Raw genomic sequence first — 12,109 nt, 5'->3', positions numbered from 1 at the left:
GGCGGCGCGCACGTGAAACAGATCCTGGCCGGAGCCCGGCACGCGCAGCATGTCGCCGAAGGAGGTGAAGATCACATTCGGCTGGGCGGCGATCGCCAGCGCCTTGTCGATCAATTCCAGCGGCGTGACACACACCGGGCATCCCGGCCCGTGCACCAGCTCGATCTCCCGGGGGAGCAGCTGGTCCAACCCGTGGCGCACGATGGCATGCGTCTGCCCGCCGCAGATTTCCATGATCACCCACGGACGAGTGACCGCGCGCGCGATTTCGTCCAGCACGACACGCGTCAGGGCCGCCTCGCGGAATTCGGTCAGGTACTTCACGCCGCCTCGCCGTCCTCGAGGTCCAGCTCGCCGATTTGGCGCAGCAACTCCAGGGTCGCCATGGCCTCGCTCTCGCTCAACTGGCTGATGGCGAAGCCGACGTGTATGATGGCGTAGCTCCCAACTTCGGCCTCCGGCACGTACGTCAGGCAGCACTCGCGCACCGTTCCACCGAAGTCCAGGCGACCCATGCGCAGGCCGCCGCTGTCGTAGATCTCGAGGATCCTACCGGGGATCGCCAGACACATCTACCTGCCTCCACTCGAATGCATTCCGGACCTCGCCGAGAGCTCGCGACCGGCGCCCAGGCCGCGCCTCCGGCAGATCTGCCCGAATACCCTCAGCCACTGGCGCGGCCAGCCGCCATCAGTCACGTCCGCCCTGGCTCAGCCGGGCGGCGGCCACGGCCACCTGCCCCAACGACACGCCGCCATCGTTGGCCGGCACTTTGCGATGCACCAGCACGCTGAACCCCCTGGCCCGCAGCGCCGGGACGGTCAGCTCCAGCAAGGCCACATTCTGCCACACCCCGCCGCTGAGCACGACGGTCGCGACCGCCGTAGCCGAGCGGGCTCGCTCGCAGACCTCGACCATGCCCAACGCCACTCCTCGATGGAAGCGAGCCGAGACGATCGAAGCTGGAACGCCCGCCCGTCGGTCTGCCACCAGGCGCTGGAGCGCCGGGGCTGGATCGATCAGGCTGCCGCTGACCTGCAGCGAGTAGTACCCAGGCTCAGCCGGATCGAGCACCGCCTCGAATTCAATCGCCGCCTGGGCCTCATAGTTCACCTGCTGGCGGATTCCGGCGAGCGCTGCCGCGGCGTCGAACAGCCGGCCCATACTGGAGGTGCGCGGCTGCATCGCCGCCAGGGGCGATTGAGGATCCAGCATGGTCCTCACGGCGGCCAGGCCTTGCTCCCCAGCCGCCTCAACGCTCGGAAGATCGCGGTCCCAGGGGATCCCGGCTGCCTGCAGCCACGACAGCGCCATGCGCCACGGCTGGCGTACGGCGGCCTCGCTGCCGGGCATCGGCACCGGCCGCAGGTGGAACAAGCGCTCGTAGCCGGCGTAGCCGGCGAGCAGGACCTCGCCGCCCCAGATCGTGCCGTCCTCGCCGAAGCCGGTGCCATCCAGCGCCACGCCGATCACTTGCGCCCCGATGGGCAGGCCATGTTCAGCCATGCCGGCGGCGATGTGGGCGTGATGATGCTGCACGCCGATCAGAGGGAGCCCCTCGCTCTCCGCCCGCTCATGGGCGTAGCGCGTCGCCAGGTAGTCCGGGTGCAGATCGTAGGCGATCGCCTGGGGCTTGACCCGGAACAGGCGCTCAAGGTGGGCGATGCCGTCGCGATACGACTCAAGGGTTTCGTAGTTCTCCAGGTCGCCGATGTGATGGCTGAGGAAGGCATACGACTTTCGGTTCAGGCAGAAGGTGTTCTTCAGCTCGGGCCCTGCGCCCAGGATGGACGGCGCCTCCCAGGGCAGCTGGATGGGATAGGGTGCGAACCCGCGCGAGCGGCGCAGGGGGTACACCTGCCCGTCGAATGAGCGCAGCACCGAGTCGTCGCAGCGGACGTGGATCGGCCGGTCGTGCATCAAGAAGGCATCGGCCAGAGGTGCCAGGGTCTGGCGGGCCTGGTCATTGTCGGTTGCGATCGGTTCCTCGCTCAGGTTGCCGCTGGTCATGACCAGCGCCTCCGGGAAGCCCGAGGCCGGCTCGATCAGCAGATGATGCAGCGGCGTGTAGGGCAGCATCACGCCGAGGGTTGCCTGGCCCGGTGCCAGCGAGGCAGCGATTGTCGAGTCCGGTCTCCGCCGGCAGATCACGATCGGCCGCTCCCAGCCGCAGAGCAGCGCCCGCTCAGCCTCCCCGAGCAAGCAGTGACGCTCGATGGCCTCTAGGTCCGGCAGCATCACCGCAAACGCCTTGTCAACCCGAAGCTTGCGCTGGCGCAGGCGTTCGACCGCCCTGGGATCGAGCGCATCCACCGCCAGGTGAAACCCACCCAGTCCCTTGACCGCTAAGATCTTGCCCTCGGCCAGCAGGCGCCGCGCCGCTTGCAGCGCGGCCTCGCCTTCGAACGATGGCGCCCCCTGCGCCTCGAGCCACACGTGGGGGCCGCACGTCGGACAGGCGACGGGCTGGGCGTGGAAGCGACGGTCGGCCGGATCGGCGTACTCGGCGTCGCATTCCGGGCAAAGATCGAAATGCCTCATGGTCGTGTTAGGACGGTCGTACGGAATGCCCAGGATAATCGTGAAGCGTGGACCACAGTTCGTGCAGTTGATGAATGGGTAGCGGTAGCGGCGGTCGGACGGGTCGCGCAGCTCGCGCAGGCAGTCATTGCAGATCCCGACATCGGGGGCGATCGGCTGGAAGGCCTTCGGGTCGGGCTGAGAGGCCAGGATCGAGAAAGCCTCGAACCCGTCGGTCGCCCGGCTCTCGACGTCGATTTTGTCGATGCGCGCCAGCGGCGGTGCTTCCCGGCGCAGGCCCTCGACGAACGCCTGCAACGCCGGCGGCTGACCGTCGGCCTCGATCTCGACGCCCCCGGCCGTGTTGCGCACCCAGCCGGTCAGCGCCAGGCGCTGCGCCAGGGAGTACACAAACGGCCGGAAGCCGACCCCCTGCACGACTCCGGTAACATGAATCCGCAACCCCTCTTGCTCCGTCGGAGCCCGCGTTCTGCCGGTCTTCATGGCTGCTGCAGCGCCCCCTTTCGGGGATGCGCCTGGCGAAACTGACGCACCTCGGCCTCGATCCAGGCCAGCCAGGCGGTCAGGCCTTCGCCGGTGCGGCAGGAAAGAGGAAAGGTGACCACTCCCGGGTTGAGCGCTTCCACGCCTTGCTGGAAGAAGGCCTGGTCGAATTCGACATAGGGCAGCAGGTCGATCTTGTTCAACACCAGGGCCTGGATGCCCCGATACATCCCCGGATACTTATGTGGCTTGTCGGCGCCCTCGGGTACCGAGGCGATCAGAACGTTCTTATGTGTGCCCAGGGCGAAGCTCGCCGGGCATACCAGGTTGCCGACGTTTTCGACGATCAGCAGGTCCAGGCTGTCCAGGCTCAGGCGCTGCAGCGCCGGCTGGATCATCACGGCATCCAGATGGCACTCGCCCCCGGTGTTGACCTGGATGGCCTCGGCGCCGGCGGCGGCGGCGCGATCGGCGTCCAGGCTGGTGGCGATGTCGCCATCGATTACCCCGACCCGCACGCTTCGAGCCAACGCTGCCAGTGTACGCTCGATCAACGACGTCTTGCCGGCGCCGGGCGAAGCCATCAGGTTGAGCGAGAACACGCCGGCTTGATCGAGCATCCGGCGATTGTCGGCAGCTAGCCTGTCGTTGGCGCCGAGGATCGCTTCACCGACGTTCACTCGTTCGGTCATTCGCTCTCCGCGTGCGCCCTGGCCTGGGGAACGGGCTCGATGCCGATCGATTCCAGATGCAACTGGTCCCCGGCCAGTAGCCGCAGGCGGCTGCCACCGCAGCCCGGACAGAGCAGGCTTCCCCCGCCCGGTGCAAATTCCCGCTGGCAGTCGGTGCAAATGGCCCGGGCCGGGATGCGCTCAAAATGCAGCCGGGCGCCTTCGGCCTCCGTCCCCTGGGCCACCAGGTCCCAGTAGAACTGGACCGAATCGTCGACGATCGACGACCAGTCCCCGATCACCAGGTAAAGGTCAGTGACCCGCTGCGCACCGGCTTCCCGAGCGTGGCGCAGGGCAATCTCGAGCAGGCTTTGGGTGACGGACAGCTCGTGCATGGCCTCCCGACGCTCCCCAGCATACTTTCCCCCATCTCCCCCAGGGAGTGGCATGTGTCACCCAATGGCCACGAATCCACTCCGTATTGCCAGGTCCCGGGTCTGGGCCGCGAGTCTGTCTGGGTCATCCTGGCCGACGCCGAGGCCATTGAGCAACGACTGCGTGTTGTCAGTTATGTATGAATGAAGGCGGTAGACAGGCTCGAGTTGGGCCAAGTTGTGTTGGGGAAGACAGGTCGTATCCTTGCGCTCCCCGGCCGTGGGCATGGTTCGCCCGCCCAGGCGGGCACCCAGGGCAAGGGTCCTGGGCCGAGACCGCCTCCGGTCGCGAGTCCTCAGCGCTCGATCACCTGGCTGGCGTTGGCGATCACCACCGGCGTGTTCGGGAGCGAATCGTAGTACTCCAGGAAGCGCTCAACCTCCGGCCCATCGATCGTCCGCAAGTTCTCGGCCCAACGGTAGCCGATCGGCTGATACAACAACTCCACCTGTAGCGTCAGCGGTGCCTGGGCCGAGGGCAGCCGCAACGCCAGGCCGACCCGATCGCCGCCCTCGTCGAAGTCCCCGTCCTCCCTCGCCTCCCCGCGCACCATGATGTCCTCGTAGGGCGCGGACTTCTCGAATCCCCAGGGCAGCAGGCGATTGTCCTTGAAGAATCCAGCGGCGCTGAGGACCGACGTCGTGACGTCCTCTTCGGTGTCCTTGAGGATGGCCTCGTAGATCTGCACCTGCTCCGGCTGCACAATCGCCTGGTAGTGCTGCTCGAAGGCGCCCGGATCCAGATCGTTGTCGTTGCCGGTGATCGAGCCATCGGGGTTTACCCCTCCCGACTCGAAGAGCACTTTTCCGCCGGCATCCTCGACCGAGATGTGCAGCCACGCCCGCCGCGAGGGGAAGCTGGTCGGGAACTTGTGACCGGCATTGTTCTCGATCACCACTTCCGCCGACAGGTAGTCCCCGACGAGCTTGATCTCTTCCAGGGCAACCGTCGCCGTCTGCTGCTGCAGCAGGGCCAACGTGGCCTGGATGGTGTCATCGAACTGCTCGCTGGAAGCGGTCACGCCGATCTCGACGCCGAAGGTCTTAAGCATCTCCAGCAGGTACACATTGCCCCCGACAATGTCGTGCCTTGACACTGGGCTGCGCAGGTTGGTGCTGGTGGCGGAGATCCGCACCCCGCCCTCCGCCTCCGGCATGTGGCAGTCTTGACAGGCAGCGCTGTTGCGGTACGAGCTGTAGAACCACTCCAGATACGGGACCTGCTCGGGGAATTCGCCCACGACCTCACCCTGAGCATCCAGAATCGGCGTGTACAGTGTGTGGCAGGTGGCGCACATCTCAGATCGAGACAGGTGCAGGCCCTGCACCGGAAGGTAGCCCGAGGCGCCCTGCATCAAGGCGCTCTGGGCCTCATCGATGGTGAACGGGCCGAAGTTCAGGCGGCCACCCGCCGGGGTCTCCGTATCAATCACGAAGCCGCCGTTGTAGCTGTCCGGCAGCCCGAGGCCATCCTCGCGAATCTGATGGCACAGGGCGCAGGACACGCCATCCATCGCCAAGGTGTGCAGCGGGTGGTCCTCCCGCAGGAATCCCTCGTCCAGCACTGCCGGGTCTTCCCCCTCGGTCTGTGCCGTGACATGCCCCATCGGCATGTGGCAGCGCGAACAGCTGCTCTCGATCTCCGGCCGGATCTCAGGCCGCAGGGATACCTCCGCCCGAACGGACGCCTGCCAATACGGATCGCGGGCGGCGTTGGCCATCAAGGTCGAACGCCACAGCCGATCGATCGAGACATCGTTCCCACCCTCGTCCACCATGCCGGTGTGGCACCCGGCGCAGGCGCCGGAGCCGGAGAACAGCTTGCCGCGCTCGGACGGCAGCGGTTCGCCCTGTGGCGTCTGGGCCTCCACCGTGGGGGTGACCACGGCCGTGGCCGTGGGGGGAGGCGTGTGGCTGGGACGGGCCACGGTCGGCGGTGTCGTCGCCGTCGGCGCCGGCTGGGAAGAACACCCAGCCACGACCACGGTCAGACAAGCCAGGAGAACGAGGGTTCGGGTCACAGAAGCCTCTCCCATACTGCGCCGAGATCCGGCAATCGAACCTGGACTCAGGTCGTGAGCCCAACCCCTTCCGGGGCGGCGGGGAATAGATCTCGGGTGTCCGCCAGACCCGAGCTCGGGCTGTTCCCGGCCCGGCGCAGGGTCTTACATGACGAATCGGCCATCGCGGTAGACGACCTGCCCGTCGACGGTTACCTCCGACCCGGTGCGCATGTCGCAGATCAGATCCCAGTGGATGGCGCTCTGGTTATTGTTGCCTGTATCCGGGTAGCCGGCGCCCAGGGCCAGGTGCATCGTGCCCCCGATTTTCTCGTCAAACAGGATGTTCTTGATGTGCCGGTCGATCCCGAAGTTCAGGCCGAAGGCGAACTCCCCCAAATAGCGCGCCCCGGGGTCGGTATCCAGCATCCGCAGCAGAAAGGATTGGTTCTTCGCCGCCTTGGCCTCCACGACCCGCCCGGCCTCGAAGCGGAGCTCGACGCCTTCGACTTCGTTTCCCTGGTACACCGCCGGGAAGGCAAAGCGGATCCAACCGTTTACCGAGTTCTCTACCGGTCCGGTGAACACCTCCCCATCGGGCATGTTGTGCTCGCCGGCGGCGTTAATGAATCGTCGATCCTTGACCGACAACGCCAGGTCTACATTCTCGCCGCGCACGATCACCTGGTCATGTCCGTTGAGTCCGGCTGCAATCGAATCCTGATTGGCCTGCACCTTCTTCCAGTACCCCACCGGATCGCCCTCGCCTCCATCGACATGGCAGGCGCGGTACACGAAGTCCTCGAAGCCCTCCAGGCTCATCTCTGCGTCCTGGGCATAGGCCTGCGTCGGAAAGAGCGTGGTCATCCAACGCAGCTCCCCGGCTGCGCCGCGGCGCATCTGAGTGCGCAGGATCCCGGCCATTGCCTTCCGCCGCCGCGACAGCTTGGCGCCGTCGGCGCCGGTCAGGGCCTTGGTGTTGGACTGCGAGTAGATACGCACCCGCGAGTCGAAGTTCTCGTAAGCCTGCTCATAGAAGGTGGCCGGGTGGTCCAGCTGCTTCTCGCTGGCGAGAGCCAGGAAGTCTTCGTCGAAGCCGGTGCCGGTGACCATGCCTGAGAAGTTGACCAGGAGATGCGGGTGCCCTCCGGCTCTGAGCACCTCGACGAACAATGACCGGAAGAAAGGCTCGGCGGGGGTCTCGCCATACAGCAGGACCCGGTCCCCCTCTCGGATGCGCGTCGAGTACTCGATGATCAGCCTTGCCAGTTGCGCGGTGCGTGGATCCAACATACGAACTCCTTGCAGGGTTTGGTCGAGATTCCATGGCGGGGAAGAGGATTATACCCTCCGCGCCGGGTGTCCTCGACGGCCTGCGCCTTCGGGGCAGGCTCAGCCCGGCATTTGCGTACTGGCCCTCAGCCACTTCGCTCCGGTGAGTCGCATGAAATCGGCCCGGCGCAGCGTGAGGTTGATCCCCCGGCGGCCGGCGCTGACGACGATTTCGTCGAGCTCACGGGCGCTATCGTCGAGGTAGACGCGAATCCCTTTTCCGAGCAGGCCCAGCGCCGAGATGCCGCCCACTTTCAATCCGGTGAGGCGCTCGGCGTCATCCTGCCGGGCCATCGCAACCCGCTTGACCCCCAGGCCGACTGCGGCTTGCTTGAGGTCGAGGCTCCGGCCGCCGGGCACCAGCACCAGGACAAACGACGGAGGCTGCCGTCTCGCCGAATTGGGGACCTCGACCACCAGCGTTTTGTACACCTGCTCAGGCGGGAGGCCGCAGTGTTCAGCAACCCCCAGCGCATCGTGGATGCTTTCGGGAAAGTAGAGCGGGGCGTAGGGGATTCCCTCCCGTTCGAGGGCGCGCATGCCCAGCGTCTTCTCAGGAGGCATCAAGCCAGCCTCAGCTCTGCTACCGCCGCCCCCTGGGGGAAGCCTCAGCCCAGGGTACCGGCGGCCAGGATCCTGCTCGCCGCCTGGCGGGCGATCTGGATGGCAAAGTTGGTCCCTCGGTCCCACGGATAGACCTGGCTCATGCTTGCGTACCACAGGCTGGGGATTGGGGTGTGCAGCGGCGGAATCAGGCGCGAGTGATTCACGCCGGGAACGGGTTGGGCATAGGGGGTGCGAAACAGCCAGGCGTCCCGCACCCACGACGGCTCAAAGTCCGGATTGAAGCGCTGCAGGCAGGGCAGGAACCGCTCCAGAAGGTCCTCCTTGCTGAGCGAAAAGTACTCGTGATCCGGATCCAGGTAGTCGCCACAGTAGACGATATGGTCTCCGCCGAAGAACAAGGGGGAGACGAAATTCGTGTGTTCGACCAGCGCCAGAAAAGGAAAGCCGGCCGCCTTGGGCAGGTTGTGCCAGTAGAAGCCCTGGGTCGAGAGCTGGTGTCGCAGCGCAAGCACCAACGAGATCGACCCCATCGAGCGCAGCGCCAGCAGACCCTGGAGGTATTCGGCGGGCAGCGCAGGCGCCAGCCGAGCCAGCAGGCCGGGTGACGAGGTGACCAGGCAGTGGTCGAAGGTCTCGGCACCGTCGCTGAGCTGAAGGGTGATCCCGCCGTGTAGTCCGGGGTCGATGCGCAGGACAGGGGCGCGCAGCCGCAGTTGGACGCCGTCAGCCTGGACTTTGTCTGCCAGCACATCGAGAAACGCCTGGAAGCCGCCCTCGAACGTCCCGAGGCGAGGCGTGCGAGCCTTCACCCGTGCCCAGAACCAGGCCATGTTGACGTCACGATAGTGCGGCCCGAACTTGCCCTCGAGCAGCGGCTGCCACAGGACCTGGTAGCCATGGGCGCCGCTGCGCCGGGAGAGCCACTCATGCGCCCGATGGGCCTCCAAAGGCTTCCAGTTGCTCGTGCGCGTCAGGTACAGTCCCATCCGTCCAAAGCGCAGGGTGTCGCTGAGGGAGAGCGCCGGGAAGCGGAGCGCATGCAGGCCGCGCGCCAGCAGCCCGGCGCCGGGCAGGCGGTCCAGCCAGGGTGGGCCCGGCAGAGCCGCCGTCAGGGGGCCGTCGAGGACGTAGAAGCGTCCCTGATGGTAGGCGGCGGTGCTCGGCCAGGGAAAAGTGACTTTGTGGCGCACGCCCAGTTCCTGTGCCAGACGCAGGACTTCGCGATCACTGGCGAACCAGTGATGATAGAACTGCTCGACCGACCATTCCCAGCGCGGCAGCCTGAACCCAGCCGCCAGGCCGCCCACCTGGTCTGCCGCCTCGAAGACCGTGACCTGTGCCCCGGCTGCCACCAGATCGTAGGCGGCGCTCAGCCCGCCGGCGCCGGCGCCGATGACGGCGACCTTCATGTCGGGGGCTCCTGGGCCATCTCGGCCCGCACCTTGCGCAGACTCAGGCTGTAGCGAGCCATGAAGTACAGACCCAGCAACGTGACCGGCAGCCAGAGGGCGGCATGCAGCACCAGCGTGTAGCCGGCAGCAATGTTGGCTGGAATGCCATACGCCTGCAGCACCGCGATCCCCGGGGCATCGAAGGTGCCCAGATATCCCGGCGCCGAAGGAATCGTGGTCGCGAGGTTGACCACGCCGTTCATCAGCATCAAGGCGAAGAAGCTCAGGCGGAAGTTGAAGGCGTGCATAACAAACCAATACTTGCCGGTTTCCAGCAGCCAGATCACCACCGAAGTCAGCAGCACCATCAAGACGTCGATCGGCGAGCGCATGAATGCCAGTCCTTGCAGGAAGCGCTCAAAGAACCCGCTGACCTTGGCAGCCGGGCCCGCCGGCAGCACCCGGGCCAAACCGGTGATCAGGCGCAACGTCGGCGCCGGGAAGATCGCCATCAGGAAGAGGGCCAGCGTCGCCAGCAGGAAGACTCCGGCCCCGAGCAAGGCGATCGCTCGAATGCTGCCGACAATTCCCGAGGAGGCGGTCAGCCCCTCCAGCTCCGACAGGTTGAGAAACACAAACCCGAGCATCACCAATCCATCAAAGGCGCGCTCCACCAGGATCGTAGCCAGCGAAACCGAGATCGGGATGGCCTCCATGCGCCGCAGCAGGTAGACCCGCAGTAGTTCCCCGGCGCGTAGCGGGTAGATGTTGTTGCCCATGTAGCCGATGGCCGTAATCGGGAACAAGCGTACCGTGGGCACGTCCTTGATCGGGCGCAGCAGGTAGTGCCATCGCCAGGCGCGCACCGCCAGTCCGACGAAGTAGACCGCGATGCCCGGGACCAGCCAACCGTAGTGTGCCCGCCGCAAGGCCATTAGGACCTGGTCGAGCTGCAGTCCCCCAAGTGCCAGATAGAGCAAGAGGGCGCTCAGGGCGAAGCCCAACCACATCCGCCATTTTCTCAAGCGGCCTCCAACGAGCGACCCGACGGGCGGCAGACCGACAAGCCCGTCCGGGGGCGCACGCCCCGGACCTGAGGCGGCGGCTGAGGCCCGCCAGCCCATGCGCCCGCCTGCCACAAAGGCTGACGGGAGCTTCGGGCGCGGTGGGGTTGCGGCATTCTATCACGGGGAAGAAACACAACCGGGCACCCCTTATGAGGTGCCCGGCACAATCGGTTCCCAGACAAGCCGTCAGGCAGCTTCAGCGGCGACCAGGATCATGCGCTCGAGGATGCGCTCCAGCGCCATGCTATGGCTGCACACGCCTCGGCGAGAAAAGAACTCGCAGTCGCAGTGCCAAGTTCCGTTCTCGTAGACCACTGAATGCGGGTTGTTGTCCCCATCGAAGGTGGCCCTGAACGACTCAAACTGGATCCGCTCGCGCTCCTCGGCATAGCGCTTGGCTTTCTCGATCTTGCCAATCATCCCGTAGTCCATGGCAACTCCTTTTACGGTCTGCAAACAAAAAGGCACGAGGGCCAAAGCCCGCGTGCCTCTAGATTGCGCACCTCAATTGTCGACCGGCTCCGCTCACAGCGGCAAGCCCTCCTGGTGGTAGTGAAGGCAGTATAGGCTCAAACACCAGGCCTGTCAACGTACGCTTACCTGACGCTTGCTCTGCTCTCCGGCACCGGTCAGCCGCCGATGTACGACATCTCGACCCGGGGCAGCCCGGCGGTCTCCGACGAGCGAATCTCGGAGTAGCGGTCGGCCCGGACGGTCCAGATCCTACGGATGTGCTCCGCCAGGTCGGCGTCGCTGGCGCCCTGCCGTAGCAGGGCTCGCAGATCATGCCCCTTGATGGCGAATAGGCAGGTGAACAGCTGGCCCTCCGCCGACAGTCGTGCCCGGGAGCAGTCGCGGCAGAAGGCCTGGGTGACCGAGGCGATCACCCCGATCTCGCCCTGCCCATCGCGGTAGCGCCAGCGTCGGGCGACCTCACCTCGGTAGCGCGCCTCCAGCGGCTCGAGCGGGTAGCGGCCGTCGATTAGGCGCACGATCTCCGCCGCCGGGACGACATCGTCCAGGCGCCAGCCATTGGTCTGGCCAACGTCCATATACTCGATGAAGCGCAAGATGTGCCCGGTGCCGCGAAAGTACTCCGCCATCGGAAGCAGGCTGTCTACGTTCGCGCCGCGCTTGACTACCATGTTGACCTTGATCGGCGCCAGGCCAGCCTCGGCCGCTGCCCGGATCCCCTCCAGCACACGCGCCACCGGGAAGTCAACATCGTTCATGGCGGTGAAGATGCGGTCATCCAGCGAGTCCAGGCTGACGGTCACCCGCTGCAGGCCGGCGCGCCGCAGCCCGGCTGCCTGGCGAGGCAGCAGCGAGCCGTTGGTGGTCATGGTCAGATCCAGCCCCGGGATCTCGGCCAGCATCGCCACGAGTTGCTCGATATCCCGTCGGACCAGCGGCTCACCGCCGGTCAGGCGGACCTTGGACACCCCCAAACCGGCCAACACCCGGGCCAGGCGGGTGATCTCCTCGAACGTCAGAAGCTCTGAGCGATCCAGGAACTGGTAGTCGCGCCCGAAGATCTCGCGCGGCATGCAATAGACGCAGCGAAAATTGCAGCGGTCGGTGACCGAGATGCGCAGGTCGCGTAGGGGGCGGGAGAGGCTGTCG

General features: G+C 66.1%; 12 protein-coding genes. All 12 read right to left on the bottom strand.

Going from position 1 to position 12,109, the window contains the following annotated elements:
• On the bottom strand, positions 1 to 324 hold a 324-nt coding region (locus MUO23_08410), incomplete at its 3' end, for a hydrogenase formation protein HypD (GenBank protein ID MCJ7512978.1).
• Positions 321 to 572 (bottom strand): HypC/HybG/HupF family hydrogenase formation chaperone, encoded by a 252-nt coding sequence (locus tag MUO23_08405; GenBank protein MCJ7512977.1) that lies wholly within the window; start codon positions 570 to 572, stop codon positions 321 to 323. The genes MUO23_08410 and MUO23_08405, both read right to left, overlap by 4 nt.
• Before the next feature lie 118 nt (positions 573 to 690).
• Positions 691 to 3,024: a carbamoyltransferase HypF gene (hypF, locus tag MUO23_08400; GenBank protein MCJ7512976.1), complete on the bottom strand. Its 2,334-nt coding sequence runs from the start codon at positions 3,022 to 3,024 to the stop codon at positions 691 to 693.
• Positions 3,021 to 3,716 carry a hydrogenase nickel incorporation protein HypB gene (hypB, locus tag MUO23_08395; GenBank protein MCJ7512975.1) on the bottom strand — a complete coding sequence of 232 codons (696 nt, stop codon included), beginning with the start codon at positions 3,714 to 3,716 and terminating at the stop codon, positions 3,021 to 3,023. Before hypB ends, hypF begins: the two co-directional genes overlap by 4 nt.
• On the bottom strand, positions 3,713 to 4,090 hold the full coding sequence (gene hypA / locus MUO23_08390; GenBank protein MCJ7512974.1) for a hydrogenase maturation nickel metallochaperone HypA: 378 nt from the start codon (positions 4,088 to 4,090) through the stop codon (positions 3,713 to 3,715). Before hypA ends, hypB begins: the two co-directional genes overlap by 4 nt.
• 335 nt (positions 4,091 to 4,425) lie before the next feature.
• On the bottom strand, positions 4,426 to 6,150 hold the full coding sequence (locus tag MUO23_08385; protein ID MCJ7512973.1) for a hypothetical protein: 1,725 nt from the start codon (positions 6,148 to 6,150) through the stop codon (positions 4,426 to 4,428).
• A gap of 144 nt (positions 6,151 to 6,294) precedes the next feature.
• Positions 6,295 to 7,422 (bottom strand): aminopeptidase, encoded by a 1,128-nt coding sequence (locus MUO23_08380; GenBank protein MCJ7512972.1) that lies wholly within the window; start codon positions 7,420 to 7,422, stop codon positions 6,295 to 6,297.
• A gap of 99 nt (positions 7,423 to 7,521) precedes the next feature.
• Complete coding sequence (locus tag MUO23_08375; GenBank protein MCJ7512971.1) at positions 7,522 to 8,025, bottom strand: hypothetical protein; 504 nt, start codon at positions 8,023 to 8,025, stop codon at positions 7,522 to 7,524.
• A gap of 44 nt (positions 8,026 to 8,069) precedes the next feature.
• Positions 8,070 to 9,437, bottom strand: a complete 1,368-nt coding sequence (locus MUO23_08370) for an NAD(P)/FAD-dependent oxidoreductase (protein ID MCJ7512970.1) — start codon at positions 9,435 to 9,437, stop codon at positions 8,070 to 8,072.
• Complete coding sequence (locus tag MUO23_08365) at positions 9,434 to 10,444, bottom strand: flippase-like domain-containing protein (GenBank protein MCJ7512969.1); 1,011 nt, start codon at positions 10,442 to 10,444, stop codon at positions 9,434 to 9,436. The genes MUO23_08370 and MUO23_08365 overlap by 4 nt, the downstream gene beginning before the upstream one ends.
• A gap of 228 nt (positions 10,445 to 10,672) precedes the next feature.
• Complete coding sequence (locus tag MUO23_08360; GenBank protein ID MCJ7512968.1) at positions 10,673 to 10,918, bottom strand: hypothetical protein; 246 nt, start codon at positions 10,916 to 10,918, stop codon at positions 10,673 to 10,675.
• A 197-nt stretch (positions 10,919 to 11,115) separates the two neighbouring features.
• Positions 11,116 to 12,109: GTP 3',8-cyclase MoaA (gene moaA, locus MUO23_08355; GenBank protein ID MCJ7512967.1), on the bottom strand; the 994-nt coding region annotated here is incomplete at its 5' end.

Source organism: Anaerolineales bacterium (genome assembly GCA_022866145.1).
In the GTDB taxonomy this organism is placed as follows: Bacteria; Chloroflexota; Anaerolineae; order Anaerolineales; family E44-bin32; genus PFL42.
The sequence above is the reverse complement of the archived record's forward strand: the minus strand, read 5'-3'. Positions and strand labels throughout refer to the sequence as shown.